This is a genomic window from Sphingobium sp. B2D3C, assembly GCF_025961835.1.
Taxonomy (GTDB): Bacteria; Pseudomonadota; Alphaproteobacteria; order Sphingomonadales; family Sphingomonadaceae; genus Sphingobium.
In genome coordinates this window covers 1,427,607-1,453,003 of the sequence record NZ_JAOQOK010000001.1, presented here as the reverse complement: position 1 = coordinate 1,453,003, position 25,397 = coordinate 1,427,607, and the positions used below count along the sequence as shown (strand labels likewise).

At 65.2% G+C, this 25,397-nt stretch carries 24 protein-coding genes and 1 riboswitch; of the genes, 15 read left to right on the top strand and 9 right to left on the bottom strand.

The genetic code is table 11. From position 1 onward, the window contains the following. Positions 1 to 96 precede the first annotated feature (96 nt). A complete protein-coding gene (locus M2339_RS06750) occupies positions 97 to 477 on the bottom strand; it encodes a hypothetical protein (protein WP_264587112.1) in 381 nt (126 codons plus the stop codon). Positions 478 to 720: 243 nt separating this feature from the next. On the opposite strand from M2339_RS06750, the gene prsK reads away from it, so the two are divergent. Together prsK and prsR are read left to right on the top strand one after the other, a co-directional pair. After that, positions 721 to 2,808 carry an XrtA/PEP-CTERM system histidine kinase PrsK gene (gene prsK / locus M2339_RS06745; protein WP_264587113.1) on the top strand — a complete coding sequence of 696 codons (2,088 nt, stop codon included), beginning with the start codon at positions 721 to 723 and terminating at the stop codon, positions 2,806 to 2,808. Beyond that, positions 2,808 to 4,172, top strand: coding sequence for a PEP-CTERM-box response regulator transcription factor (gene prsR / locus M2339_RS06740; RefSeq protein WP_264587114.1), 1,365 nt, complete (start codon positions 2,808 to 2,810; stop codon positions 4,170 to 4,172). The genes prsK and prsR overlap by 1 nt, the downstream gene beginning before the upstream one ends. A 58-nt stretch (positions 4,173 to 4,230) precedes the next feature. On the opposite strand, the gene M2339_RS06735 is transcribed toward prsR, so the two are convergent. The 3 genes from M2339_RS06735 to M2339_RS06725 all read right to left on the bottom strand — a co-directional run bounded on the left by M2339_RS06735 (position 4,231) and on the right by M2339_RS06725 (position 5,700). Continuing rightward, positions 4,231 to 4,596, bottom strand: coding sequence for a glycine zipper 2TM domain-containing protein (locus tag M2339_RS06735; protein WP_264584951.1), 366 nt, complete (start codon positions 4,594 to 4,596; stop codon positions 4,231 to 4,233). Between the two features lie 110 nt (positions 4,597 to 4,706). Beyond that, the gene (locus tag M2339_RS06730) at positions 4,707 to 5,063 is read right to left on the bottom strand and encodes a GntR family transcriptional regulator (RefSeq protein WP_264587115.1); all 357 of its coding nucleotides are present in this window, start codon (positions 5,061 to 5,063) and stop codon (positions 4,707 to 4,709) included. Positions 5,064 to 5,121: 58 nt separating this feature from the next. Then, positions 5,122 to 5,700: a nitroreductase gene (locus M2339_RS06725; RefSeq protein ID WP_264587116.1), complete on the bottom strand. Its 579-nt coding sequence runs from the start codon at positions 5,698 to 5,700 to the stop codon at positions 5,122 to 5,124. A gap of 219 nt (positions 5,701 to 5,919) precedes the next feature. Here M2339_RS06725 and M2339_RS06720 point away from each other — a divergent pair, with 219 nt between their 5' ends. The 10 genes from M2339_RS06720 to M2339_RS06675 all read left to right on the top strand — a co-directional run bounded on the left by M2339_RS06720 (position 5,920) and on the right by M2339_RS06675 (position 15,853). Next, positions 5,920 to 7,503 carry a peptide MFS transporter gene (locus tag M2339_RS06720; RefSeq protein ID WP_181559535.1) on the top strand — a complete coding sequence of 528 codons (1,584 nt, stop codon included), beginning with the start codon at positions 5,920 to 5,922 and terminating at the stop codon, positions 7,501 to 7,503. A gap of 50 nt (positions 7,504 to 7,553) precedes the next feature. Continuing rightward, a complete protein-coding gene (gene glmM / locus M2339_RS06715; RefSeq protein WP_264587117.1) occupies positions 7,554 to 8,906 on the top strand; it encodes a phosphoglucosamine mutase in 1,353 nt (450 codons plus the stop codon). After that, entirely contained in the window at positions 8,899 to 9,123 is a 225-nt protein-coding gene (locus tag M2339_RS06710) for a DUF1272 domain-containing protein (protein WP_264587118.1), read from the top strand. The genes glmM and M2339_RS06710 overlap by 8 nt, the downstream gene beginning before the upstream one ends. Before the next feature lie 88 nt (positions 9,124 to 9,211). Next, positions 9,212 to 9,535 (top strand): TraR/DksA family transcriptional regulator, encoded by a 324-nt coding sequence (locus tag M2339_RS06705; protein ID WP_264587119.1) that lies wholly within the window; start codon positions 9,212 to 9,214, stop codon positions 9,533 to 9,535. A 52-nt stretch (positions 9,536 to 9,587) separates the two neighbouring features. Continuing rightward, a complete protein-coding gene (thiD, locus tag M2339_RS06700) occupies positions 9,588 to 10,706 on the top strand; it encodes a bifunctional hydroxymethylpyrimidine kinase/phosphomethylpyrimidine kinase (protein WP_264587120.1) in 1,119 nt (372 codons plus the stop codon). Continuing rightward, on the top strand, positions 10,706 to 11,287 hold the full coding sequence (locus M2339_RS06695) for a ribonuclease HII (protein WP_264570188.1): 582 nt from the start codon (positions 10,706 to 10,708) through the stop codon (positions 11,285 to 11,287). Before thiD ends, M2339_RS06695 begins: the two co-directional genes overlap by 1 nt. Positions 11,288 to 11,324: 37 nt before the next feature. Next, positions 11,325 to 11,510, top strand: a riboswitch (yybP-ykoY riboswitch). A gap of 3 nt (positions 11,511 to 11,513) precedes the next feature. Continuing rightward, on the top strand, positions 11,514 to 12,083 hold the full coding sequence (locus M2339_RS06690; RefSeq protein ID WP_181559541.1) for a TMEM165/GDT1 family protein: 570 nt from the start codon (positions 11,514 to 11,516) through the stop codon (positions 12,081 to 12,083). A 238-nt stretch (positions 12,084 to 12,321) separates the two neighbouring features. After that, positions 12,322 to 13,461 (top strand): site-specific DNA-methyltransferase, encoded by a 1,140-nt coding sequence (locus M2339_RS06685; RefSeq protein ID WP_319801007.1) that lies wholly within the window; start codon positions 12,322 to 12,324, stop codon positions 13,459 to 13,461. 111 nt (positions 13,462 to 13,572) lie between these two features. Beyond that, complete coding sequence (gene folP, locus M2339_RS06680; RefSeq protein ID WP_413714745.1) at positions 13,573 to 14,718, top strand: dihydropteroate synthase; 1,146 nt, start codon at positions 13,573 to 13,575, stop codon at positions 14,716 to 14,718. 46 nt (positions 14,719 to 14,764) lie between these two features. Next, complete coding sequence (locus M2339_RS06675) at positions 14,765 to 15,853, top strand: Gfo/Idh/MocA family protein (RefSeq protein WP_264588345.1); 1,089 nt, start codon at positions 14,765 to 14,767, stop codon at positions 15,851 to 15,853. Between the two features lie 15 nt (positions 15,854 to 15,868). On the opposite strand, the gene M2339_RS06670 is transcribed toward M2339_RS06675, so the two are convergent. The 3 genes from M2339_RS06670 to M2339_RS06660 are packed head-to-tail and all read right to left on the bottom strand — an operon-like array spanning position 15,869 to position 19,429. Then, entirely contained in the window at positions 15,869 to 16,573 is a 705-nt protein-coding gene (locus M2339_RS06670; RefSeq protein WP_264606272.1) for a TadE/TadG family type IV pilus assembly protein, read from the bottom strand. Beyond that, positions 16,570 to 17,232 carry a TadE/TadG family type IV pilus assembly protein gene (locus tag M2339_RS06665; protein ID WP_181559544.1) on the bottom strand — a complete coding sequence of 221 codons (663 nt, stop codon included), beginning with the start codon at positions 17,230 to 17,232 and terminating at the stop codon, positions 16,570 to 16,572. The genes M2339_RS06670 and M2339_RS06665 overlap by 4 nt, the downstream gene beginning before the upstream one ends. A gap of 1 nt (position 17,233) precedes the next feature. Beyond that, a complete protein-coding gene (locus M2339_RS06660) occupies positions 17,234 to 19,429 on the bottom strand; it encodes a TadE/TadG family type IV pilus assembly protein (protein WP_264587123.1) in 2,196 nt (731 codons plus the stop codon). A 145-nt stretch (positions 19,430 to 19,574) separates the two neighbouring features. Between M2339_RS06660 and M2339_RS06655 the strand changes: the two genes are divergently transcribed. Both M2339_RS06655 and M2339_RS06650 read left to right on the top strand, forming a co-directional pair. Continuing rightward, complete coding sequence (locus M2339_RS06655; RefSeq protein ID WP_264587124.1) at positions 19,575 to 20,246, top strand: hypothetical protein; 672 nt, start codon at positions 19,575 to 19,577, stop codon at positions 20,244 to 20,246. Positions 20,247 to 20,267: 21 nt separating this feature from the next. Further along, positions 20,268 to 20,750, top strand: a complete 483-nt coding sequence (locus M2339_RS06650; protein WP_264587125.1) for an EF-hand domain-containing protein — start codon at positions 20,268 to 20,270, stop codon at positions 20,748 to 20,750. Between the two features lie 39 nt (positions 20,751 to 20,789). Here M2339_RS06650 and M2339_RS06645 read toward each other — a convergent pair whose 3' ends face one another. Continuing rightward, positions 20,790 to 22,139 carry a neutral/alkaline non-lysosomal ceramidase N-terminal domain-containing protein gene (locus M2339_RS06645; RefSeq protein WP_264587126.1) on the bottom strand — a complete coding sequence of 450 codons (1,350 nt, stop codon included), beginning with the start codon at positions 22,137 to 22,139 and terminating at the stop codon, positions 20,790 to 20,792. 129 nt (positions 22,140 to 22,268) lie between these two features. Then, positions 22,269 to 23,897: a GMC family oxidoreductase gene (locus tag M2339_RS06640; protein WP_264587127.1), complete on the bottom strand. Its 1,629-nt coding sequence runs from the start codon at positions 23,895 to 23,897 to the stop codon at positions 22,269 to 22,271. 63 nt (positions 23,898 to 23,960) lie between these two features. On the opposite strand from M2339_RS06640, the gene M2339_RS06635 reads away from it, so the two are divergent. Continuing rightward, positions 23,961 to 25,391, top strand: coding sequence for an aldehyde dehydrogenase family protein (locus M2339_RS06635; protein WP_264587128.1), 1,431 nt, complete (start codon positions 23,961 to 23,963; stop codon positions 25,389 to 25,391). Positions 25,392 to 25,397 lie beyond the last annotated feature (6 nt).

The following is a 25,397-nucleotide window of genomic DNA, read 5'->3' as shown; positions in this document are numbered from 1 at the left end:
CCAGATCGAGCAAGTCTGCGCTGCTCCGTCGCGGACGTCCAAGAGATATGAATTCTCTACGGGGCGTGGACTGATTGCTGCAAGATCACGCGCGCATCAATAATGCGGTTTGCCATCGTCGCCGCCAAAACCGGACTGCGGCGAGAAGTTTTCCGCGTGGGCCGGGGGCGCCGGTGCGGGGACATCCTCGGCGACCGGCTCGGGAAGCGAGACGCGGGCGGACTCCACGTCCAGCGTCGGGTTGGCATCGAAGAGGGGATCGGTCGATCCGGGCGCCTGTTCCACCATCGGCGGGGGCGGCGCCTCCGTGTCCGGTTCGGACTGAGTCTCGTTCATCGACGGGTCTGGGCCCTGCCCGCCGTTCGCCGCCATCTCTGCCGCCGGGTCCGAAGGGAGGACATCGCTGATGCCCATCACAAGCACCGGGCCGCCGATGATGAAGGCGAGGGCGATTAGCAGATAGATGCGGTTGGGCATGAACGGCTCCGGCTCGTCCGGTCTTCGCGGACGCGGGCATGATAAGCAAACAGGCTTAGCATCCGGTAAAAATCGGCATCGCGCGCCGGCAGTCTGCGGCGTTCAGCATATTTTTGCTATTTCACCGTAAGTCGGCCGGGTGTCGGATCATCTTACACTGAGCTGTAAAGCGGGATGGCGGGGCTACGGCGTGGGCGGTGTGCTCGTCACGGCCGCGCGGTCGCTTAGCCGGGGGAGATGCGCATGACTGTCTGGCTGATTGCCGGCCATCTGGGTCACGCCCTCGCGGCGATCCTGTTCGCCACGCTCGCGATCCTGATTTCGCGGCAGCCCCACCGCATCGCCGCGCCGCAGTTCGTCATCGTCGCGCTGGCGCTGACGGCGCTGTGGTCGCTGCGGCACGCCTTTGTCGGCTTCAGCCCGCTCGGCCAATTGAGCGATGGCGTCACCGAGACCATGCGCAACGCGGCCTGGCTGGCAGCACTGGCCAGCCTTTCGCGGGTCTGGCGACCGGGCGGGCGGGCCGGCCCCAAGGTCGTGGTGCTGGCTCTGGCGCTTGTGCTCGCTGTTCAGCTGATTTTCGATCTGCAGATGGGTGAGGGCATTCGGTTTGATCGCCGCATCCTCGTCTATTTCGAGATGACATGGATGTTGCGCGCCGCCTTTGCTCTGGGCGCGCTGCTGCTGCTCTTCCGCTGGAACACCGGGCGCGGTGACCCGGAATCCGCCCGCCGTGAGGGCTGGTTGGCTGCCGCACTGGCCTGCATGTGGGCCTATGATTTCAATCATTATCTGCTGGTCTGGTTCGCCGAAGGGAGCATGACCCCGCTCGCGCCGATGCGCGGGTTCGTGATGGCGGTACTGGCGATCATGCTCGCATTGGGCCTGCGCAGCGATGGCACGCGCGCGTTCGCGCTCTCGCGCACACTGACGACCCGCCTCGTCTCGGCCGGTCTCGCGCTGTTCTACATTTGCGTCATCCTGCTGCTCGTCGGCTTGCTGAGCGGCATGAGCGCTCCCATGGCGCGCATCGTCCAGTTCGCGCTGCTGTTCACTCTCGCCGTCGCGGTGCTGGCCTTTCTGCCGTCGGCATCGATGCGCTCCTGGCTGCGGGGTGAAATCTCCAAGCATGTGTTCGCGCATCGATATGACTATCGCAGCCTCTGGCTCCGCTTCTCCGCCACGATGGATGGCGGAGATACGGATGATACCAGCCTCGATTGCCGCATCGCGCGGGCGATTGCCCAGGCGGTCGATGCGCCGGCCGGTGCGCTGTATCTGAGGCAGGATGAGCGTCTGGTCCGCGTCTGCGCCTATGCGTGGCCAGAGGCTAGCGCTGCGCCGCTGACCCTGCCCATCGCCGTCACCGACCGAATGGTCCCGGCCGGAAAGATCCTCGACATCGCGCGTGAGGGGCATGATCTGGGCGACCTTCTACCGGCCTCGATGCTGGAGAGCCGTATCGCTTGGGCACTTGCGCCGCTCATCTGCCGCGATGAGATCATCGGCGTGATGCTGCTCGCGGCACCGCCACGTTCTCGCGCGCTCGACTGGGAGGATTTTGACGTTCTGCGCGTCGTCTGCGGTGAAGCTGCCGCTCGCGTCGCGGAGGAGCGCCATCGCGAGGCTTTGGCTGAAGCGCAGCGGTTCGAAGAGTTCAACCGCCGCTTCGCCTTCATCCTGCACGATCTCAAGAATCTCGTGAGCCAGATGACGCTGCTGGCCGGCAACGCCCGCCGCCACGCAGACAATCCGGCGTTCCGGGAGGATATGATCCTGACGCTGGAAGAAACCTCGTCGCGGATGAACGACCTCATCCAGCGCCTTGGGCGTGGCGGGCAGGCGCGCCCGCCCGAGCGCGAGGAGCTGCTGCTGGGGCCATGGCTCGGCGATCTCGCCCGCGCCTGGGCCGGCGGCACGCGCAATGTCGTCGTGGAGGGTGCGCTCGACCAGCAGGTGATCGTCGACGCCGATAATCTGCAGCGCGCGCTGACTCATCTGGTGCGCAATGCCATCGAAGCCAGCCCGGACGGAGCCCTGGTGCGGATCGTCGTCGAGCAAGGCGATGCCTGGCTCGATCTTCACGTGATCGATCGGGGCAAGGGGATGAGCACCGCCTTCATGCGCGACCGTCTGTTCCGCCCGTTCAGCTCCACCAAAGCCAATGGATTTGGCCTTGGCGCGCATGAGACGCGCGCGCTGGTCGAGGCGATGGGCGGCCGGCTTCTTGTCCAGAGTGTCGAGGGGGAAGGCAGCCAGTTCACGATCCGGCTGCCAGTCACCAGCCCAAGTGAGAACGCAACAGACATGCCGATGCGGAGTGCGATGTAATGGGGGATAGCCGCCCGAAATTGCTGGTCGTCGAAGATGATCCAGGTCTGCAGCGCCAGTTGCGCTGGTCCTATGACGGTTATCACATCCTGATCGCCGGGGATCGGGAGGAGGCGATGGACATTCTGCGCGCAGAAGCGCCGCCGGTGGTTACGCTCGACCTGGGGCTACCGCCCGACCCGGATGGAATCACCGAAGGCATGGCCGCACTGGCGCAGATCCTCGCCGAAGCTCCGGCGACCAAGGTGATTGTAGCGTCCGGTCAGGGCGACCGCGCCAGTGCCCGGCGTGCAATTGCGCAGGGGGCGTGGGATTTCTACCAGAAGCCGCTCGACATCGATTCGCTGGGCCACATCGTCTCGCGCGCCTTCCACGTCCACACGCTGGAGCAGGAGAACCGGCGGCTTGCCGAGGCGGTCCCCGCCGATGCGCGGGTGCTCGGGCATATGATCACGGCATCGCCCGAAATGCTCAAGGTCGCGCGCATGATCGAACGGGTGGCGAGCGCCAGCGTGTCCGTGATGCTGCTTGGCGCCAGCGGCACTGGCAAGGAGTTGCTCGCGCGCGGCCTGCACGAAAAGAGCGACCGCGCCGCCGGGCCGTTCGTCGCGATCAACTGCGCGGCGATCCCTGAGACGCTGCTGGAAAGCGAACTGTTCGGGCACGAGAAGGGTGCATTCACCGGTGCAGTCAAAACCACGCCCGGCAAGATCGAGCAGGCGCAGGGCGGCACGCTGTTCCTCGATGAAGTGGGCGACATTCCGCTGGCCCTGCAGGTGAAGCTGCTGCGCTTCTTGCAGGAGCGGACCATCGAGCGGATCGGCGGACGCCAGCAGATCGCGGTCGATTGCCGGATCGTTTGCGCGACCCACCAGAATCTGGAGGAGATGATCGCCCAGAGCCGCTTCCGCGAGGATCTCTATTATCGTCTGGCGGAGATCATCGTGCGCATCCCGGCTCTTGCGGAGCGAACCGGCGATGCCGTGCTGCTGGCGCGCCATTTCGTCGCTCGCTTCGCCCCGGAGCTGAATGCGCAGGTGCGCGGCCTGGCAGGCGATGCCATCGCCGCCATCGATGCCTGGCACTGGCCGGGCAATGTGCGGGAGATGGAAAACCGCGTCAAACGTGCGGTCATCCTGGCCGAGGGCAAGATGGTCACCGCCGGCGATCTCGATCTGGATGGAGCGGCCGGCGAGGATGGCCCGGTGGTCAATTTGCGCGCGGTGCGCGAGGCGGCCGATCAGGCGGCGATCCGGAGGGCCATCGCCCGGTCCGAGGGCAATATCTCAGGCGCGGCACGAATGCTGGGGGTGAGCCGGCCGACGCTCTACGATCTCATGAAAAGTTATAATCTTCAGAGTTGAGCTGTCCGTGCCGGAGCGACCTTGTGGCCACTCCGGCACGTCCAAACTCAAGCGGCGATCAGCGGCAGCGCGCGCCGCTTCGCTCGATTTCCCGACCGAGCAAGGCGCCACCAGCGGCACCGAGGACGGTGCCGAGCGTGCGGTCGCCGCGCGTGTCGATGGTCCGGCCGAGCAGTGCGCCACCGGCCGCGCCGATGATCAGGCCCGTCGTGCCGTTGGCGCGCTTGCAATAATAGCGGCCATCATCGCCGCGCCATGTGCGCGTGTCGCGGGTGATCGGGCGGGGCTCGCGGTAATAGCCGCGCTCGTCATACATGCGGCTGGCGCCGTGCCCATGCCGATGCTTGCTCTTATGGGCTTCCGCAGGGGCTGCGCTCATCATCACGCCGACGGCGGCGAGGGTAGCAAGGGCGGTCTTGATCATGTCTTGTCTCCGTTCAACCTGATGCGACAAGTCTGGCGAGGCCAACCGCAACGGCAGATGAACGAGAGATCAGACGCGATAGATCGATGGGTTAGGGCGACGGGCCGTGATCAGCCGGTGGTCACGCGATCTCGCTCGATCAGCTCTTCCAGCGTAATTCCAATGCGATGCATCTGCTCGGAGACGCCCGGCCAGACCGCGCTGAAGAAGCGTTCGCGCTCCATCGCCCGCAAGCGCCGCGATGCGCCCGGCGCGACAAACATGCCAACGCCGCGGCGGACCTGCACCAGCCCTTCATCCTGAAAGCTCTGATAGGCTTTGGCGACGGTCAGGGGATTCGCGCCTTGCTGGGCCGCAAAGGCCCGCACCGATGGCAAGACATCGCCATCGGCAAAGCGTCCATCCAGAATGGCAGCGGCGATTTGGTCGCGCAGGCGCAGATAGACAGGCCGGCTCTCATCGATCATGCTGCATCAGTGACATAATACAGTGGATCGGTCAAGGCGCCGGCCAGGAAGCGTGCGGTCAGCCGCCCGACCAGATCGACAACACGTCGTCCAGCTCCGGCCGGGGGCGCTCGTCCAGATCCCGCGAGGGCGTGCCGATGAACACGAAGCCAGCGATCCGCTCCTCGCTCGTGGCAAACGCATCGCGCACGGCCTCGTTGTAGGACGGCCAGCCGGTCAGCCATCCTCCCGCAAAACCCATCGCATGGGCGGCGTGCAGCAGGTTCATGGTTGCCGCACCGACGGAGAGCTCCTGCTCCCACACCGGAATCTTGGAAGGCTTGGGCGAGGACAGCACGACGATCAGCGCCGGCGCCTGATGCGCGAACTGATGCATCGCCTCGATTTCCAGCCGACCGGCGTCGGGCTTTTCGGCCAAATAGGCGCGCTCGAGCAGGGCCGCCAGCGCCGCGCGCTGGTCGTCGGCCACGATCACGAACCGCCAGGGGGCGAGCTTGCCATGATCGGGGGTCCGCGTCGCGATCCGCACCATCTCGCGTTGCTCATCGAGCGAGGGGCCAGGCGCCGCGAGGTCGCGCGGTTTGCCGGACCGGCGGGATGCGAGATAGGCGGGGAGGGAAGAGCGGTCGTTGAACATGCCGCATCGCTAGACAAATCCGGTCGATCCGCCAAGCGCCTTTGCGAATTGATCGCAATGTCGGTGCGGTAGCGGCGGTTTTCGCTACGGCAGGGCCGATGGAGCGGCTCCCATCGAGGCCGGCGGAAAAAAGCGCTTTTCTCAAATGTCAGACTCTCTAAGTCTCGTGGGCATATTGTCGCGGCCGGCGTCTCGCCGTTGCCCGGACCAGGAGACTTTATGGCGACCATTCCAGCCATCGCCCTCATCGCGCTCGTCGTGCTTCTTGCCGGCGGCGCGGTCGGGCTTGTGAGCAAGAAGCAGGAGTTTATCGGCCATCCCAAGGGCCTCTACATCCTGTTCTTTGCCGAGATGTGGGAGCGCTTTTCCTATTATGGCATGCGCGCCCTGCTGATTTTCTACCTCACCAAGCATTGGCTGTTCAGCGATGGGCAGGCGAACCTCGTCTACGGGGCCTATACCAGCCTCGTCTACGTCACCCCGGTGCTGGGCGGCTATCTCGCCGACCGTTATCTGGGCCAGCGCAAGGCAGTGCTGTTCGGCGCGCTGATCCTCACCGCCGGCCACTGCCTGATGGCATTCGAGGGATCGGGCGGACAGGATGATCCCACGATCAACATCTTCTGGCTGGCGCTGAGTTGCATCGTTGTCGGCTCCGGCTTCCTCAAGGCCAATATCTCCGTGATCGTCGGTCAGCTTTACGGTCTTACCGATCCCCGCCGCGACGGCGCCTACACGATCTTCTATGTCGGCGTGAATGTGGGCGCGGCCATCGGCACCATCATGGCCGGTTGGCTCGGCGAGACCTACGGCTGGAAATACGGCTTCGGCGCAGCGGGCGTTGGCATGTTGCTGGGCGCGGCGGTGTTCGTCATCGGCAAGCCGTTCCTGATGGGCAAGGGGGAGCCGCCCAAGCCGCTCACCCTGCGCACGGAATGGTTGCTGTATGCCATCGGCGTCGCCTCCATCGGCGTGATCTGGTTCCTCGTCCAGTATCAGGACATCATCGAGACGCTGCTTATCGTCGCGGGCGTCGCCCTGCTCGGCTATGTGCTCTACGCCGCGATGAAGCTGCAACCCGATGCCCGCGATCGCATCTTCGCGATCGTTTTCCTCGTCGCCCTCAACCCAGTCTTCTGGGGCCTTTTCGAGCAGGCGGGCGGCAGCCTCAATCTGTACACGGATCGCTATGTCGACCGTGGCGGTTTCCAGACCACCTTCTTCCAGTCGCTCAACCCCATCTACATCGTGCTGCTCGGGCCGGTCTTCGCCTGGCTTTGGTTGTGGCTCGGCAAGCGCGGCTGGGAGCCGTCCGCACCGGCCAAATTCGGTCTGGCGCTGGCGCAGGTCGGCTTCTCCTTCCTCATCTTCGTGTGGGGCGCCCAGTCCGCGGGCATGGCCGCGCTGACGCCGGTGCTGTTCGTGTTCCTGGTGTATCTGTTCCAGACCACCGGTGAGCTGTGCCTCTCGCCTGTCGGGCTCTCCGCGATGAACCGCCTGGCCCCTAAGCATCTCGCCAGCCTCATCATGGGCGCGTGGTTCTACATGTCGGCGGTGGGCAATTTCGTCGCCGGCAAGATCGGCGAGGCGACCGGCGGTCATGATGGCGAGATGACCAAGGAAGCAACGCTCTCGGTCTACAACACCATCGGCTGGTGGACGATCGGCATTGCCGTCGCGGTGCTGGCGGTCTCCCCGCTGGTCAAGCGCCTGATGCATCTCGACACGCTGAAGGAAGAGGATGAACCGGTCGATGACCGCCCGGAGGAAGGCCTGCGGGACCAGACGGCGCCTGTGCGGTGAGCCTTCAAGGGGGCTGGCGCTGCCGGCCCCCGATCCGCTAAGCACCGGCGATGACCAGACGCTTCTTCGGCACGGATGGCATCCGTGGCCGCACCAACCAGTCCACGATGACGGCCGAAATGGCCATGCGAGTGGGCATGGCCGCCGGCCGGCACTTCATGCGCGGCAGCCATCGCCACCGCGTGGTGATCGGCAAGGATACCCGGCTTTCGGGCTACATGATCGAGAACGCGCTGGTCGCGGGCTTTACCAGCGTCGGCATGGACGTGGTGCAATTCGGCCCGATCCCCACGCCCGCTGTGGCGATGCTGGCGGCGTCCATGCGCGCCGATCTCGGCGTGATGATCTCGGCCAGTCACAATCCTTATTATGACAATGGCATCAAGCTGTTCGGGCCGGATGGCTACAAGCTCTCCGACGCCGACGAGCTGAAGATCGAGGCGCTGATCGAGGGCGGCGAGATACCGCTGGCTCCGTCCGAAGGCATCGGGCGCGCGCGGCGGGTCGAGGATGGGCGCGGGCGCTACATTCACTTCGTCAAATCGACCTTCCCGCAGCATCTGCGGCTCGACGGCCTCAAGGTCGCGCTCGATTGCGCCAATGGCGCCGCCTACAACACCGCGCCCTACACCTTCTGGGAGCTGGGCGCTGAGCTGGTCCAGATCGGTGTGACCCCCAACGGCACCAACATCAACGATGGCTGCGGCTCGACCGCGCCGCTGCTGCTGCAGGAGACGGTCGTGGCATCCGGCGCCGACATCGGCATTGCGCTCGATGGCGATGCCGACCGCCTGATCGTGGTGGATGAGACCGGCACCATCGTGGATGGCGACCAGATCATGGCGCTGATCGGCACGAGCTGGGCGCGGCAGGGCATGCTCAAGGGCGAGGGGGTCGTCGCCACGGTGATGTCCAACCTTGGGCTGGAGCGAAAGCTCGCTAGCGAGGGCATTCCCCTCATCCGCACCAAGGTCGGTGACCGTTATGTGCTGGAGGAGATGAAGGCGCGTGGCTGCAATGTCGGCGGCGAGCAGTCCGGCCACATGATCCTCTCCGATTATGCGACGACAGGCGACGGCACCATTGCCGCGCTCCAGGTGCTCGCCGCGCTCGTGCAGAGCGGCAAGCCCGCGAGCGCCTTGCTGCGCCAGTTCGAGCCGGTCCCGCAATTGCTCAAGAATGTCCGTTTCGCCGGCGGCAAGCCGCTGGAGGCGCAGAGCGTCCAGGCCGTGATCGCGCAGGCGGAAGCGGAGCTGGAAGGGGTGGGGCGTCTCGTCATTCGCCCATCCGGCACCGAGCCGGTGATCCGCGTGATGGCCGAAGGGGACGATGGCGATCAGGTCGTCCGCGTGGTGGACCGCATCTGCGATGCCGTGGCAAGCGCGGCGGCCGCCCGTGCTTGAGATGCGCCCGGATTGTGAGCGCTGCGGCGCCGATCTCCCCGCCGATGCGGGTGGTGCCTTCATCTGCTCGTTCGAATGCACCTTCTGCGCCGAGTGCGCCGAGGATCTGGACGATCGCTGCCCCAATTGCGGGGGCGAGTTGCTGGACCGGCCCAGCCGGACGGGCGACGCGCTCCAGCGGAACCCGGCTTCGACGGAGCGCCGCTTCAAGGGCTGAGCGCGCGCGACCTGTTTGATCTGGCGCATGGTTTGGCGCGCATCACCGCCTAGACTGGCATCGAGCAGTCGGGCGGAGAGGTGTGACCATGGATATGATGGACGCAAAAGCACGGCTTCTGGCCATGCGCGATGATCTGAAAGCCCGGCAAAAGCGGCTTGCGGTCGATCTGGACGAACCGCTGAATGCCGATTCAGCTGAACAGGCAAGCGAAGTGCAGGATGATCGCGCACTGGAGCAGCAGTCCGCGCTGGTGGCGCGCGAGATCGGTTCGGTCAATCGTGCGCTCGCGCGGATCGAGGCCGGCGCTTACGGCGCCTGCGTGCTGTGCGGCGAGCCCATCGCACCGGCGCGTCTGGCGGCCCGGCCCGAGGCATCGCTGTGCATCGCCTGCGCCCGCAAGGAACAGTGAGGCGCAGCGCCAGCGGCTCGACTTCCGCGCCGGCAAGGGGCAAAAGCGCCTCATGAGCTATCCTCGAATCCTGATCATCGCCGGCTCGGACTCCGGCGGCGGCGCCGGCATCCAGGCGGACATCAAGACCGTCACCATGCTCGGCGGCCACGCCATGACCGCGATCACCGCGATCACCGCGCAGAATACGCTGGGTGTTCAGGCCGTACATCCCGTGCCGACCGAGATGGTCTTGGCACAGATCGACAGCGTGGTCAGCGACATCGGCGTGGACGCCGTGAAGATCGGCATGATCGGCTCTGCGGAGACGGCGCTGGCAGTCGCCGACCGGCTTGAGAGCATCGGCGCGCCGGTGGTGCTCGATCCGGTGATGGTCGCGACGAGCGGCGGCCTGCTGGCGGACGCCGCCACCATCGAGAGCTTGCACGAGCTGATGGGCTGGGCGTTCGTCACGACGCCGAATCTCCCCGAACTGGAGGCGCTTGGCGGCGAGGCGGACCTGACTGCGCGGGGCGAGATGCTGCTCATTAAGGGCGGCCACGCCCCCGGCGAGATCATCACCGACCGGTTGGTTGGATCGGAAGGCGAAATAGCCCGTTGGGAAGGGGCACGCATCCATACCGAGGATACCCATGGCACCGGCTGCACCCTGGCCAGCGCCATCGCGGCCGGGCTGGGGCAGGGGCTGGACCTGCCGGAAGCGATCGCTCGGGCGCGGCTGTTCGTGCGGCTGGCTCTGCGCACTGCGCCCGGCCTCGGTCGCGGGCATGGCCCGATGGCGCATGGCGCGGTGCGGCTCGATATGGGGGCGAGCGGCCGCCTCAACCAGATTGCCGTGCCGGTCAGCGATTATGCCGCCTCGCGGGATTTCTACGAGGATCTGGGCCTCACCCTGATCGTGGACAGTCCGGACCAGCCCTATGCCCGGTTCGAGGCGCCGGGCGGCGCGACGCTGTCTCTCCATGGCCAGCAGCATGGCGTCTATCTGGAATGCGACGATCTCGATGCCCGGGTGACCGCGTTGATCTCGGCCGGGCTCGTCTTCGATAATGAGCCGGTGGATCAGGCATGGGGCTGGCGCGAGGCCTGGCTGGTCGATCCGGCCGGTAACCGCGTCTGCCTTTATTCGGCGGGCGAGGACCGGCGCTATCCGCCCTGGCGGATCGGCTGATGATCGCCGGTGTCGATGAGGCCGGGCGCGGGCCGCTGGCCGGGCCAGTCGTCGCGGCGGCGGTCGTGCTCTGCAAGCCGCGTCCCTCCGGCCTCGATGACAGCAAGAAGCTGAGCGCCGCCAAGCGCGCGGGTCTGGAAGCGACGATCAAGCGCCGCTGCCACTGGGCGGTCGGCGTGGTCGACGTCGCCGAGATTGATCGGCTCAACATTTTTGGCGCGACGATGCTGGCGATGACGCTCGCGGTCGAGGGACTGTGCGCCCGCCTGGGGTGCGATCCGCGCGAGGTGCTGGTGGACGGCAATCTCACGCCCCATGGCCGGCGCCCCGAGTGGCGCTGGTCGGCGCGGGCGATCGTCGGGGGGGACGCATTGGAGCCCTGCATTTCCGCCGCGTCGATCATCGCCAAGGAGCATCGCGACGCGCTGATGCGGGAAGCTGCGCGGGATCATCCGCATTATGGCTGGGAGCGGAACAAGGGCTATGGCACTGCCGATCACCTTGCCGCCCTGCGCCAGCATGGTCCGAGCCCGCTTCACCGCCGCAGCTTCGCACCGGTCGCGCAACTGGCCTTTCTGTAGGGCGCCGGTTGACGGGAGACGGCCGAGCGCCTAAGGCGCTGGGGTCATCTGGGGAGTAGCCAGCTGCCGGTTTCCGGCAGGCCTGCCCGTCAACATACTCGGTCGAGAGGCCGTGGCGGTAGGGAATCCAAGCATTCCGGCGAGACCAATGACATCGAGCTTCCGTCCAGGCCGGGCGGGAGGCGCGGTGTCATTGTTTGTCTTGTTGCCCGGCTGAGGATTTTTCATGGAAGCCCTGTTTACCTCAACCGCCGTCGTCGCGCTCGCCGAAATCGGCGACAAGACGCAGTTGCTGGCCATCCTGCTCGCCACCCGGTTCAAGAAGCCGGTGCCGATCATCCTCGGCATTCTCGCGGCGACGCTGGCCAACCACTTTCTGGCAGCCCTGCTCGGCGCGAGTGTGGCGTCCATCTTCCAGCAGAACTGGTTCCACTATCTGGTCGCAGCCGGCTTCCTCGCCATGGCGATCTGGACCCTGATCCCCGACAAAATCGACGATCTGGAGGACAAGCCCGCCCGCTTTGGCGCGTTCGTCACCACCACGATCGCCTTCTTCCTGGTGGAGATGGGCGACAAGACGCAGATCGCGACCGTCGCGCTGGGCGCCCAGTTCCATCAGGTCGGTCTGGTGACGATGGGGACGACCCTCGGGATGCTGATCGCCAATGTCCCGGCGGTGTTTCTCGGGCACGAACTGCTCCGCCGCGTGCCGCTCAAGGTGGTGCGCATCGTGGCGGCCAGCCTGTTCGCGGTCATCGGCCTGTGGTTGCTGATCCAGGGACCGGGCAGCCTCTGAAAATCGATAACGCCGGAGGCTCGGTTAAAATATTTTTTGGCCCATCGCGGCGCTGAGTCTTCGGCGCAACACCACAACATGTTGAGTCCTGCCTGAATAGCAGGACTCCATCCCTCGTGTGGGACTCGTTTCGTTCTCATTTCCGGCGCGGATTCTTCGCGTGACTCCAGTCCGTTACCGCTCTTGACGGTGGACTCGTCGTGACTCACACCGGGCGCACAAACGGGGGTGAGACGACATGAGCGTGATGGAAAAACTGACGAAGCGACCGGTGCGCGCAAAGGTCCTGCCGGCCAACACGCCGCCGGTCCTGCCGCTCGACACGCTGCTGCAGGGCGACTGCATCGCCATCATGCGCACGCTGCCGACGGCAAGCGTAGACATGATCTTCGCCGATCCGCCGTACAATCTCCAGCTCGGCGGCGATCTGTTCCGGCCCGAGGGCGGACGCGTGGACGCCGTCGACGACGCCTGGGACCAGTTCGACAGCTACGCTGCCTATGACTCCTTTTGCCGCGAGTGGCTGGCCGAGGCGCGCCGCATCCTCAAGCCGGATGGCACGATCTGGGTGATCGGCAGCTATCACAATATCTTCCGCGTCGGCGCACTGATGCAGGATCACGGCTTCTGGATCCTCAACGATATCGTCTGGCGCAAGGCCAACCCCATGCCCAATTTCAAGGGCACGCGCTTCACTAATGCCCATGAGACAATGATCTGGGCGAGCCAGGGCGAAAAGGCGAAATATACCTTCAATTATCGCGCCATGAAGACGTTGAATGACGAGCTGCAGATGCGCTCGGACTGGGTGCTGCCGATCTGCGCCGGGCAGGAACGCCTCAAGCGCGGCGGCACCAAGGCGCATCCCACCCAGAAGCCGGAGGCGCTGCTCTACCGCGTGCTGCTCTCCTGCACCAACAAGGGCGATGTCGTGCTCGATCCCTTCTTCGGCACCGGCACCACCGGCGCCGTGGCCCGCCGCCTCGGGCGCCGCTGGATCGGCATCGAGCGGGAAGACAGTTATTGCGAGGTCGCGCGGGAGCGTATTGCTGCAGCGCTCCCGCTCGATGAGAGCGCGCTGACCATCATGCAATCCCCCAAGAGCCAGCCGCGCGTGGCGTTCGGCACGCTGGTCGAGACCGGCATGATCGCACCCGGCACTGTGCTCACCGCCAGCAAGGGGCGCTTCAAGGCGCATGTCCGCGCCGATGGCTCGCTGGAGTGCAAGGGCCAGACCGGCTCGATCCACAAGATGGGCGCCACGCTGCAGGGCGCGCCAAGCTGCAATGGCTGGACCTTCTGGCAGATCGAGCACGAAGGCGCCGTGAAGCCGCTCGATGCCATGCGCCAGCTTTACCTGCTCGCGACGGAGCCATAAGGCACCGTCGTTGGGGCCCGGACGGCGCGCTCCCACCGCGGGTCCGGGCTCCTGCTTCCGCTTTTGTGCCGGGCAAGCTAAGGCGCGCGGGATGCACAAGGATATCGCCCGATGATGATGGAAATCCCGCCGCCGGACGCCCGCCTCTATCTGCGCCCGATCTGGTTCATCGACACGCCTGTCGGGCTGGAGACGCATGAATTCCGCAGGCTTGCCGGGGGACTGATCTGGTTTCAGGGCCTCGAGGTTCGTTGGGCGGGCGCGGAAGGCACCGCCGACAAGGCCAGCGTTCCCGTCTCCATGTTTGAGGACTGGCAAAGCCGCCTGAGCGATGCGCAGGCTGAGCGGATCGCAGCGCAAATGCAGGGGCTGACGGCGCCTCGCGCACCGTTGACGCTGGGCGAGCGCGTCATTCGCTTCGATACGCCACAGGTCATGGGCATCCTCAACATGACGCCGGACAGTTTCTCGGATGGCGGCAAGCTCATCGGCGATGCCGAGCGCGCCGCCGATGCCGGCTTTGCGATGCAGCTGGCCGGCGCCTCGATCATCGATGTCGGTGGTGAGTCCACCCGGCCGGGCGCCGCCACCGTGTGGGAAGGCGACGAGATCGCCCGGACCGTACCGGTGATCGAGCGACTGGCGAAGAGCGGCATCGTCGTCTCCATCGATACACGCAAGGCGGCGGTGATGGAGGCCGCGCTCGCGGCCGGCGCCGGCATCGTTAATGATGTGACCGGCCTCACCCACGATCCGCGCGGACTTGAGGTGGTGGCGAAGGCGGGGTGCCCCGTCATCCTGATGCACAGCCCGTCCGCGGGCGACGATCCGCACGGCGGCGCGGTCAAGTACAAGGCCGGTGCCGTTGCCGGCCCGACGGTGGACATGGCCGTGTTCGACTGGCTGGAGGCGCGGGTCGCTGCCTGCCTCAATGCCGGCATCGCGCGGAGCAGCATCATCCTCGATCCCGGTGTCGGCTTCGGCAAGGCGTTGCAGGACGACACGCGAATTATCAACAATCTGGCCATGTATCAGGCGCTCGGCGTGCCGCTGCTGTTCGGCGCCAGCCGCAAGCGCATTGTCGGCGCGCTGACCGACGGTGCGCCGGTCGAGGAGCGGCTCGGCGGCTCGGTCGCCCTGGCGCAGGTCGCGATCGGGCAGGGTGCGCAGATCGTACGGGTGCATGATGTGCAGGAGAGCGTGCAGGCCGCCCGCGTGTGGCGCGGCTTGCGCGACGCCGCCTTGGTCGCTGCCTGATCGCTGGGGAAAGCGTTCCGATGCAGAAACGCCTGTCATGTTGAACATGGCCATGATTGGCGGAGGCGGGCTTCTGTCCATCGGCCAGACCCACCGCATCGCGGCGGAGGCGACCGGACAGATCAGGCTGGTTGCGGGCGTGTTTTCCTCCGACCCGGCGCGATCCCGGCAGGCGGGGCTTGCATATGGCATCGATCCCGCCCGTGCCTATGCCGATGTGCCCGCTCTGCTGGCGGGCGAGCGGGACCGGGTGGATGGCGCCGATTTCGTGACCATCGTCACGCCCAATCATCTCCATTACCCGGCTGCCGCGGCCTCCCTTGAGGCTGGCCTTGCCGTGATGAGCGACAAGCCCATGACCGCGCGGTTCGATGAAGCCCGCAGGCTCGCCGCGCTTGTGAACGAGACGGGCCGCCCCTTTGCGGTCAGCTATCCTTATGGTGGCTTTGCCGCCGTGCGCGCCGCCCGCGCGATGATCGCCGAGGGAGAGCTGGGCGCGGTCCGCAAGGTCAGCGCAACCTATGCGCAGGGCTGGCTGGCGAGCGCATCCGGCGATGCGCAGGCGGCCTGGCGTGTAGACCCCGTGCGCTCCGGGGTAGGCGGCTGCATCGCGGACATCGGCGTCCACGCCTTCCATCTCACCGAGTTCGTCTCCGGCCTGCATGTAAGCCGGATCATGGCGGACCTTGGCAGCGTGGTGCCGGGGCGCACGCTGGACGACGACTGCGCCGTGCTCCTGCGGTTCGAGAACGACGCACGCGGGACAATTCTGGCCTCGCAGATCGAGGCGGGGGAGGGCAACCGGCTCCGCCTGCGCTGCGATGGGGAGGCCGCCAGTCTGGTCTGGACGCTTGCTGATCCCCATGCCCTTACGCTGCATCCGATCGACGGTGCCAGTTTTCGGCTCTCATTCGAAGAGGCCGCGCCTGCGATCGCCTGCCCGCCGGGCGTCCACCATGCCGAAGGTTATATGGCGGCCTTCGCCGCCCTCTATCGCGATTTCGCCGCGGTTCTTCAGGGCAATGCGGCGCCTTTGCTCCCCGGCGTGCAGGAGGGGTTGCGCGGCATGGCCTTCATAGCGACAGCCGTTGCCGCCTCACGGGCCCAAAGTGGCTGGGTCGACCTGGCGCTCTAGACCCGCGCTATCGCCTCAGCTGCTGCAGGTCGAAGCGGTGACGCCTTCATTATTGTAGACGCCCGTGCCGCCATTGCCATTATAGTCGCGGTCGTCGCGCACAGTCATAGCGGCAGTGTCCACAATGACGGTCGTCGGCACGATGCTCGCCGAAATGAGCGGCGTATAATCATAGGCCACTTCAACGAAAATGACCGCGCCGCCATCGGGCGCCGTCACCTGCTTGCCGGTTTCGCCCATCGCCGGCAGATCGGTGTCGCCCTGCACGCCATGGGTGGAGGCCCAGCTTTTGGCGCCGAAGCAACGCTGCCAGTGGATGCGGAATTTTTTGGGTTCGGGATTGGGATTGGCGACCGGCTCAAGGCTGGAAATGATGATCCGCCCATTGGTGGCAAGATCGAGCGCGCCGGACTGCATATTGGCGCCGATCAGCAAATCGTTGATCTGCGCCTCGCTGATCTGCGGCGCGGTGAGCAGGCTGTTCGTGCCGATACGGGAGGCATTATCGGCGACATGCAGGGCGATCTGGCTCACCTGCATCCGCGTGATCGCGAAATTGGTGAGTTCCGCGCCCGCGAGGAACATCCCAAGGATCAGCGGAGCCGTGAGTGCGAATTCCACGGCGGCCACACCACTCTGGGCGCGCGCGAGACGCGAGACGTTGCCAAGCCGCATACGGCAGAGTGCGCCTTTGCGCTTGAGGAGCCTCACCGCACTCATGAGCAATACCGCACAGTTGGCGTGCCATCGGTGCCTTGGTCGCCATAGGGCTGGTTTGAGAGCACGGTTCTGGCCACGACATGCGTGGTCCCATGCCCGCCGATCAGTCTGTCGATCGGAAACAGGCGCGGATAGGAGACCGTCACCGTGAACACGACATTGTCACGCGCGCCCGCGGCGTTGATGGCATTGCCCCCGTCGGCATCCCAAACGCCGTTGTTATTGTTGTCCACAAACGGCTCGCCGCCGTCGCAAACCCCATTCTTGTTGGGGCCGCTGGCACTGTCCGTAAAGGGCTCGGCCTGAGCAGCAGCGGCTTGCGAGAAGCTGCGATAAAAGCGCCGCTGGACCGAAACCTCCGCGTCATTATGCAATTGCTTGATCTGGCTTTCCACGACTGCGTCGATCGCATCGCGCGAGGTCGCGTTGGTGCCCGCGGATGTCTCCAGCGTGCCGTCCCGCGCGGCCTTCTGCACGGCGCCCTGCACCACGCTCTGCATGTAGAGCGTGTGCCCAACATCCAGCGCGCCCAGCAGCATGATGAGGAAGCCCGGCAGAATGAGCGCAAACTCGATGATCGTCACGCCGTCCTGCGCCCGCGCGAAACGGCGCAGGACAGGCAAGGCGCGTGCGCCGAACAGATGAGGCGCGCGCCTCATCTCAGTTGGTCAGCCTCAGATCGGCGATTTCGGACGCGATCTGCTTGAAATTGCTGATCAGCGTTGGCGTATCATCGGCTTTGAAATATTTGCCGGGCGTCGCGCAATTCTCCAGGCGCGTTTCGGTCTCGGTGTCGACACCGCCGCCATAGGACACCACCCACAATGTGATGTTGCGGTTGCGGATCGCGGTACACAGCGCGACGAGCCTGCTGTTGAGGATGTTGGTGAGCTGCGTGTCGTTGGGCGCATAGGTGGTCTGGCGCCGGTCCCACCAGGGAATGCCATAGGCCGTATAATTTGTGTTGTCTGTCATCGTGGCGCCGTCGGTCATGAAGATAATGTGCCGCTGGATGGCGCCGCCAGTGGGGGTCTCTCTGTTTTCGTCAGCAAAGATACCGGTCGGCGAAATGAACCGGGCGCCCCAGATCATCCCGATGTCGTGGTACGTGTTACCGATGGCGCGCAAGGAGTTGACATAGGTTTCAAATCCCCCTGGTGTGTACCAGGTCTGGAGCTTCTTCGCTTCGGTCGAGCAATAATAACTGAATCGGTCCTTGCGGGGATGATAAGGATTCGGATCCGAAGTCACTACAGGAGGATCTACGGTCCAATTGTAGTTATAATTGGTACCCGTGTAGCGCGCCCAGACTACACCAGGCAGCATAGGTTTCCACTGCGTGTCCGGGTTGGAGGGATCGGGCACCGCATCGATGTTCATATCGCGCGCGCCAGTCGGAATGGAATTCCATTCATCGCTCGCATCGCCGTCGCTGTTTAGAACGGTCTTGCGCTCCTCAATACACCCATCCCAAGTGACCTCGGCATTCGCGGCAATATAGAGCGTCGTGTCCGCGTTGGAGCCGGATAGTTTGACCGCTGGAACGGTCGATGTCGCTACCGGCAGTGCGACGCTATTATTCCAGTTTGTACCACCAGCTTTCAAAGCGGAAACGTCGAACGACATTTGTTTATATGTCCAGCCGGTTACGCGTTGCCGGTGTGTAGTCCAAGTGATGGAGCGTGTGCCAGTCGCCGTCTTTGAGCGCGTGTATGTGCGCGCGTTGCTGCTCTGAAGACGGCAACTGCTGTTTGACCATGAGTATTTGTATGCGACGACGACATGGTTGTCGTCCTGCCGATGGGTCCGAACTTGTGGATCTTCCGGATACACCGGAGCTACGTCGGTGGGGTCCTGTAGGCTGCCAGTATCCGTGTAAGTAAGTACCGTCCCGTTCGAGTTGAGGTTGGAGCAGTTTGAAGAGTTCCTGTCGGTGCGCCGATTGCTGTATGATGTACCGTTGATAGTAGTTGAACTGTTGTTGTTGCTGTTCGTAATATTAGACCAGCCGGAATAGGTGCTGGCATTATTCAGATTCGTCGGAGAACCTGACCAGTTTGTCCACGGGGTCATTGTTTCGGTGCCCGCTTGCCATGAGTAAACTGTTTCAGTTTTTGGCTCGCGCGACTGGTAGATCGCTGTGCTAGCCATCCAGTCATTGTTCAGAAGCTTGCCGACGTTCACGTTTACCGAATAGGGCATGAACCCTAAGCGGATTTGCGCCGTGCCGGCATAAGTGGTGGCTGCAGGGTCGTTGCCGCAGGTCTCCGCGGTGTTAACCCGCAGCAGAGCTTCGTAAAAGCATTTGACGGCGCTCTTCAACCCAACAAGGCGGGCATTACTTGCCGGGCTATTGTTATTGTTGCCGCCCGGGCAGTAGCTGCCATCGGCCGGGCAATTCATCGATCCCGTCACGTCCAGCACGAACATCACGTCGGTATTCGGGATTTCCATCTTGGCGGTGCAGGTTACGTGCATGGTCCGCTCGGTGATGCCGAAGATGCGCATGATGGTCATGGGCACGGAGACGTCCGCAAAGCCGGTGACCTCGCCGTCATCCTCCGAGAAATCGTGGTCGAGCAAGGTCGTGCCGTAGGCGCCATCCGTGAAATTGGCGTTGAACAGTTCGAGCGCGCGGCTGCGGGTGCTGGTGCTGCCCTCTTCGGTCCAGCTCCCCGATCCCATCGCGCGCCGGCCGGCCAGCACGCCGGCGTCACAAGCCTGTTGCAGTCGCGTCTTTGTGAGGTAGAGACGGCTCATGTCCACGCCGCCGCCAATCAGCCCCGCCAGCGGAATGAGGGCCGCTGCCGAAATGGCGATGACGTTGCCGCGCACGTCGCGGCCAAGCCTGGTCATGAAGCTTGCGCCTGCCCGGTTGCGCATTCCTGTCCTCACTGCCCTTGAAGCCACCCATCCGGCGAACGATTGCACCGCCACCGGCCCGATCCTCGCCTTATTCAGAAGTGGTGGACAAATGCCTAATTCGGTTGGTTGATCGTTGGTGAATGCGCCGCCTACCGCGCTCGGTGCCGATCACGAGCACGCCCCGTTGCAGCGCCTGTTGCTCGCGCACACGCCTGCGGGGGAGCGCTCATGGCATGCGCTGTGCTGGCAATTGGACGCCCGGTTGGCCGAACTGATCCGTCGGCGGGCCGATCCGACGATCGCCGCCATTCGCCTCGCCTGGTGGGATGCCGTGTTGGTGGAACGGGATGACGCCAAGGGGCGCGGCGAGCCTCTGGTCGATGCTTGGCGCCAGCAAGCGGACACCGGCGCCAGCGTGGCGGCAGAACGGCTGATCGACGGATGGCGCGTGCTTGCCTCGCCCGATCCGCTCAGCGACGAGGATTTGCGGGACTATGCACTTGCTCGGGGCGGGGGGCTGTTTGCGCTTCTGGCTGGAGGAGAGAGCGAGGCGGCCGATCGGCTGGGCGCGCTCTGGGCTTTGTGGGATCTGGCCGGTCACGCCAGCGAGGAGGCTCTTGCGCGTCGGAGCCTCGCACTTGCCTCGGATTTTCTGCCTCGGGATGCGCGATCGCCTCGTAGCCTGCCGCGCCCCCTGCGTCTGCTCGCCGCTGTCGCAATGCCGGACGTCCGCGCCGCGCGGCTGCCATCGCGCGGCTTCACGCCCCGCCAGTACAGCCGCTTGCTGATCGCCGCCCTGCGCGGTTAATCTCCCCGCAGGGGGCCTGCGATGGGGCGATTCTTTGCCGGTGTACTTTCCGCGCTGCTGTTCGTCGCGGCGGGGCTGTTCTGGTGGCAGTCCGCCGTGGATGCGGACATGCCGCCGCGCGTCGCCAATGGTGGCCTGCGCGCAGAAGCGCCGCCCTTGCCCGGGCCGGGCGATCCCAATGCACGCGGGGCGCCGCTGCCCGACGTCCCGGAAGCCACAGAGCGCACCCGCGAGCAGAAGCGCTTCGACCGCTATGATCGCAATCGCGATGGCGTGGTGACGCGCCTGGAGATGATGGCAAGCCGAACGAGCGCGTTCCGCAAGCTGGATAAGGACGGCAACAACCTCCTCTCGTTCGAGGAGTGGGCCGTGGCGACATCGACCCGTTTTGCCGGAGCGGATGCAAACCGCGATGGCCGTCTGGTCCCGGTCGAATTCGCGACGACCGCACCCCGGCCCAGCGCGACGCGCGCCGGGCCGGTCTGCAAGTGCGAAGAGGATTGAGCGAGCGGGGGCGGGAAGGGGGCCGTAGCCCCCTTGGCCTTACTTGGCGGTGTCAGTCTGCTCGACCAGATCGAGCAGCCCATTGACGATGCCGCTTTCCGCGCAGCCGGGCTTCAGGCGCGAGGACACCACCTCAAAGGTATATTGGCCGAAAGCCGCATCGTTCGGGATGTAGCCCGATGGGCCAAAGCCGTTCGTCAGCGTCGCCATCATCGTGCGGCGCGAGGGCGCCTGCGCCTTGAAGCTGGTCGCAATGGGGTTGAACACCTCGCCATTCACCCCGCCGATGAAGACATCGCCGATCTTCAGCATGCTGAGGTGAATGGGGATGTCGGCCGCATCGACATAGGTGCCGGCATAGCCTGCGCGGCCCTTGTCGGTGCGCTCGCGGCCGGGGCATACCAACGTCTTGCTGGCACCGGCGATGCCGTTCACCTTCTCGGGCCGTTCCAGGCGCAAGCGGATGGTCTGCAGCACTTCCTCACCGAGCATCTGGCCCATGGACTGGGCCATCTGCTTTTGCTGCTCCATCAGCTTGGCGACCTGCGGGTTCTTGCGGTCCATGCCGACACCGCCGGGTGGCATGGCATTGCTGATGTCCTCACCGCGCTTGGCATAATCAGCGATGCGGATCGCGCGCAGATCGTAGGTCTGCTGGAAGAAGATGGGGTTCTGGTCACCCGCGGCACCCTCGGACCACACCGCCACCACATCATCGCCCATCGCATTTTCGATATAGCGGGAGGCGGCGCCGGGCAGATCGCCGCTCACCAGATCGAGATTGCCGGTCAGCACGGCATGGACCGCATAGTTATAGTAGACGGCGACCGGCTTGCCGGCCGCATTCTCAAAGCGCAGCACAGCCACGGTCTTGTCGGACGGGCCATCGACATTGGGGCCTTCCCACCAACGGCGGTTGTCCGGGTCGATGATGTTGCGGTTCACGTTGATGTAGGACTTACCTTCGCCGAAGGCGACCTTGCCCGGCTGCATCTTGCCGACCGCTTCGCGCACGGCCTGGACGATCTGGTCCTCCAGCTTGGGGTGCGGACCCCAGGGCACGCTGTGGGTGTGGGTCGCGGTGAGCATGACGCGCTCCGGCGCGATGCCGAGATCGCTGCTCAGGCGAGCGGTGACGCCGCTCCACAGGTCCGTCGGGATTGCACCCACATCCACCGTCACGAGCGCAGCGCGCTCGCCATTGCTCTCCAGCGCGATCGCGCGCACGTAAATGGAGTCGAGAACGCCGGTATAGGGTTCTTTCAGACTCTTGGCGGCCGGGGTCCAGTCGACCTTGGCGGCGCCGACTTTCAGTTCTGCCTGAGCGGGCGCAGCGAGCGCCGTGCCCATGGCCAGCATGGCGGCGCCGGCGATTAAAAATCTCTTCATTTCAAAGCCTCCTCATCCTCGTGCGGCTGCGGCGAGTCTCGCATCCAGCGGGTCGATGGGTGGGAGGGGTAGCGAAGCGAGGCGGGCAGGGCCAGTAAAAATGCAATCGATTGCCGTGGGAGTGTCGGCTCAACCGGATTGTGGCGGCGCGATGCCCAGGATCAGGTCGGCGGCCTTTTCCGCGATCATGATCACCGGCGCATTGGTATTGCCGCCGACGATGCGCGGCATGACAGAGGCGTCGGCCACGCGCAGGCCCTCAATGCCCCGGACCCGCAAGGCCGGGTCGACCACAGCCTGCTCATCGGCGCCCATCGCGCAGGTCGAGGAGGCATGATGGGCGAGCACGCTGCTGCGGCGATTATAGGCGTCGATCTCCGCATCGCTCTGCACGCGATCGCCGGGCATGATCTCGCCTCCGGCAAGATCGCGCAGCGGCGCGGTGGCAAAGAACTCCCGCAACATGCGCACCGCCCGGCGCATCGTCACCAGATCCCGTTCGTCCTCATACATGTTGATCCGGATCTCGGGCGCGTCCCCCGGGTTGCGCGAGCGCAGGCGCACGCTGCCCCGGCTTTCAGGCCTCAGCAACACGGCGAACGCGCTCATGGCATGGCCGGCGCCCTTGCGGATACCGGGAAACCAGACGCGGGCATCGAGCCGGGTGGGGTAGATATTGGCCTTGATATCCGGCCGCGCTAGGCCGGGCTTGGTCGGCATGAAGCCAAAGGCGGTGACCGGCAATTGCGTCGCCCGGTTCCCCAGGCCGAGGAAAAAGCGTCCCACGTTCAACAGCAGCCGGTCGAAGCGCAAATTGCTCTCGAAGCCGATGGGCTCGGTCAGCGTGTAGCCAATGCCGGTGAGGGGATGCTCCTGAAGATTGCGGCCAACCCCGGGCAAGTCGGCCACGACATCGATGCTGAGCGCGCGTAAGTCGTCCGCCGGGCCGATCCCCGAGAGCATCAGCAATTGCGGCGAGTTGTAGGTGCCCGCGCACAATATGACCTCGCGGCGCGCGCGCAGCAAAGTCGGCCGGCCTTTGTCGATGATCTCGACGCCCACCGCGCGCCCGGCCTGGATGACGATCCGGGTGACCGTGCAGCCGGTCCGAATGGCCAGATTGGGCCGGTGCGCGACGGGGTGCAGGAACTGCCGCGAACTGCTGGCGCGGCGGCCTTTGTCCACCGTTACCTCGGGCGGTGCAAAGCCGTGCCCGCTATTTGGCCCATGCTGATCGTCGAGAATTGGATGGCCAAGGGCGCGCGCGGTCTGCATCACCGCATCATGCAAAGGCCCAGTCGTCTCGACCGGGCTGACCGTCAGCTGCCCGTCGACGCCATGATCTGCGCTGTCGCCGCGCCAGCTCCGTTCGGAGCGCCGGAAATAGGGGAGCAGCTCGTCCCAACTCCAGCCGGGGGCGCCGAGTGCCGACCATTCATCATAGTCTGCTGGATGGCCGCGCGCGTAGACCATGCCGTTGATCGAGGAGGTGCCACCCAACACCTTGCCGCGCGGCAGCCACAGGCGCCGGCCATCCAGCCCCGGCTCCGGCTCGCTCCAATAGGGCCAGGTCAGGGACGGCATGAACTGCAGCTTCATGAAAGCGAAGGGCATGCGGATCAGCGGGTGGCGATCGTGCCCGCCCGCCTCCAGCAGAAGAACCCGGTTTTCCGGCGCGGCCGACAGGCGGTTGGCGAGGACGCATCCCGCCGACCCCGCGCCGATGATGATATAATCTGCGCTTTCCGATTGCGGCACCGGCGCCTCTCTGAAATAGTATATTCTCGTGCTATACAATCCTCACGCCAAGGTGTCACGACTTTGAATGCTCCGCTGTATCAGGATCGTCTCTTCATCGGCGGCGCATGGGTCGAACCGCACGGCCGGGACATCGTCGAGGTTCGGTCTCCGGCGGATGGAACGCTGCTCGGGCGCGCGGCGCTCGGCGATGCGGTCGACGCAGATCGAGCCGTCGCAGCAGCCCGGCAAGCGTTCGCCTCATGGTCGCAGAGCAGCATCGCGGAAAGGCTGGACGTGCTCGCCCGGATGCGCGGCGCCTTCGATGTGCTGGCACCCGCGTTTGAGGATCACCTCATGCGGGAGATCGGCCTGACGCGCATGGTCGCGCAGGGGCAGAGCATGATGTGCCGGGCGCATTTCGATAGCATGACCGAGATTCTCGCGCGCTATCCCTTCGCCCGGACGATGCCCGGCGGCTTCGAGATCGTGCGGGAACCGATTGGCGTGGTGGTGGCAATCACCAGCTGGAATGCGCCGGTCAACCAGATGCTGTGCAAGGCCGTGCCGGCGATCGCTGCGGGATGCACGGTGATTGTCAAGCCGAGCGAACATGCGCCATTGTGCGGCGGCCTGCTCGCGGAGGCGATGGCACAGGCGGACCTGCCGCCCGGCCTGTTCAATCTCGTCAACGGTCGCGGCGCGGATTGCGGGCAGCGCCTCGCCGCGCATCCCGATGTAGACATGATCTCGGTCACCGGATCGGTGGCGGGCGGCGCGGCGGTCGCGGCGGCGGCCGCACCGACGATCAAGCGGGTGCATCAGGAACTGGGCGGGAAGGGCGCCAATATCCTGCTGCCGGATGCCGATTTTGCGGCCGCCGTCCCACGCAGCGTGGCGGCGTGCATGATGGTCGCAGGGCAAGTCTGCGCCGCGCCGACCCGGCTGATCGTCCCGGCCGACCGGTTCGAGGAGGTTGCCGCGCTTGCCGTGGCGGCAGGGGAGGGCCTTGTTGTGGGGCCGCCCGATGATCCCGCAACAAGCTTCGGCCCGCTGATGAACGCGGCGCAGTTCGATCGGGTGCAGGGCCTGATCCGGCAGGCGATCGATGAAGGCCAGCCGCTATTGACCGGCGGTCTCGGACGACCCGACCATCTTCCGACCGGCTATTACGCCAGACCGACGATCTTCGGTCCGGTCGCGCCGGATGCCGCCATCGCCACGCAGGAAATCTTCGGCCCGGTCCTGTGCATCCTCACCTATCGCAATGTTGACGAGGCCATCGAAATCGCCAATGCCACCGACTTCGGCCTCGCCGCCTATGTGCAGTCGGCCGATCCCGCATCGGCGCGGGCCGTCGCTGCCCGCGTGCGGGCAGGCTATGTGTCGATCAACTTTCCGCCATGGACGGCGGCGGCGCCGTTCGGAGGATACAGAAGGTCCGGCAATGGCCGGCAATATGGTGTCTGGGGACTGGAAGAGTTTCTAGAGACCAAGACAATCATCGCAAGCTGAGAGGGC

What these genes read in the sequence shown, in the direction of transcription:
- M2339_RS06665 (WP_181559544.1), bottom strand. Translation starts at nt 17,232, where the DNA reads ATGAGGCGCGCGCCTCATCTGTTCGGCGCACGCGCCTTGCCTGTCCTG.
- M2339_RS06685 (WP_319801007.1), top strand. Translation starts at nt 12,322, where the DNA reads ATGAGCGTGATGGAAAAACTGACGAAGCGACCGGTGCGCGCAAAGGTC.
- M2339_RS06720 (WP_181559535.1), top strand. Translation starts at nt 5,920, where the DNA reads ATGGCGACCATTCCAGCCATCGCCCTCATCGCGCTCGTCGTGCTTCTT.
- M2339_RS06695 (WP_264570188.1), top strand. Translation starts at nt 10,706, where the DNA reads ATGATCGCCGGTGTCGATGAGGCCGGGCGCGGGCCGCTGGCCGGGCCA.
- M2339_RS06725 (WP_264587116.1), bottom strand. Translation starts at nt 5,700, where the DNA reads ATGTTCAACGACCGCTCTTCCCTCCCCGCCTATCTCGCATCCCGCCGG.
- folP (WP_413714745.1), top strand. Translation starts at nt 13,573, where the DNA reads ATGATGATGGAAATCCCGCCGCCGGACGCCCGCCTCTATCTGCGCCCG.
- M2339_RS06735 (WP_264584951.1), bottom strand. Translation starts at nt 4,596, where the DNA reads ATGATCAAGACCGCCCTTGCTACCCTCGCCGCCGTCGGCGTGATGATG.
- M2339_RS06690 (WP_181559541.1), top strand. Translation starts at nt 11,514, where the DNA reads ATGGAAGCCCTGTTTACCTCAACCGCCGTCGTCGCGCTCGCCGAAATC.
- thiD (WP_264587120.1), top strand. Translation starts at nt 9,588, where the DNA reads ATGAGCTATCCTCGAATCCTGATCATCGCCGGCTCGGACTCCGGCGGC.
- glmM (WP_264587117.1), top strand. Translation starts at nt 7,554, where the DNA reads ATGACCAGACGCTTCTTCGGCACGGATGGCATCCGTGGCCGCACCAAC.
- M2339_RS06730 (WP_264587115.1), bottom strand. Translation starts at nt 5,063, where the DNA reads ATGATCGATGAGAGCCGGCCTGTCTATCTGCGCCTGCGCGACCAAATC.
- prsR (WP_264587114.1), top strand. Translation starts at nt 2,808, where the DNA reads ATGGGGGATAGCCGCCCGAAATTGCTGGTCGTCGAAGATGATCCAGGT.
- M2339_RS06705 (WP_264587119.1), top strand. Translation starts at nt 9,212, where the DNA reads ATGGATATGATGGACGCAAAAGCACGGCTTCTGGCCATGCGCGATGAT.
- M2339_RS06645 (WP_264587126.1), bottom strand. Translation starts at nt 22,139, where the DNA reads ATGAAGAGATTTTTAATCGCCGGCGCCGCCATGCTGGCCATGGGCACG.
- M2339_RS06750 (WP_264587112.1), bottom strand. Translation starts at nt 477, where the DNA reads ATGCCCAACCGCATCTATCTGCTAATCGCCCTCGCCTTCATCATCGGC.
- M2339_RS06660 (WP_264587123.1), bottom strand. Translation starts at nt 19,429, where the DNA reads ATGACCAGGCTTGGCCGCGACGTGCGCGGCAACGTCATCGCCATTTCG.
- M2339_RS06650 (WP_264587125.1), top strand. Translation starts at nt 20,268, where the DNA reads ATGGGGCGATTCTTTGCCGGTGTACTTTCCGCGCTGCTGTTCGTCGCG.
- M2339_RS06675 (WP_264588345.1), top strand. Translation starts at nt 14,765, where the DNA reads ATGGCCATGATTGGCGGAGGCGGGCTTCTGTCCATCGGCCAGACCCAC.
- M2339_RS06670 (WP_264606272.1), bottom strand. Translation starts at nt 16,573, where the DNA reads ATGAGTGCGGTGAGGCTCCTCAAGCGCAAAGGCGCACTCTGCCGTATG.
- prsK (WP_264587113.1), top strand. Translation starts at nt 721, where the DNA reads ATGACTGTCTGGCTGATTGCCGGCCATCTGGGTCACGCCCTCGCGGCG.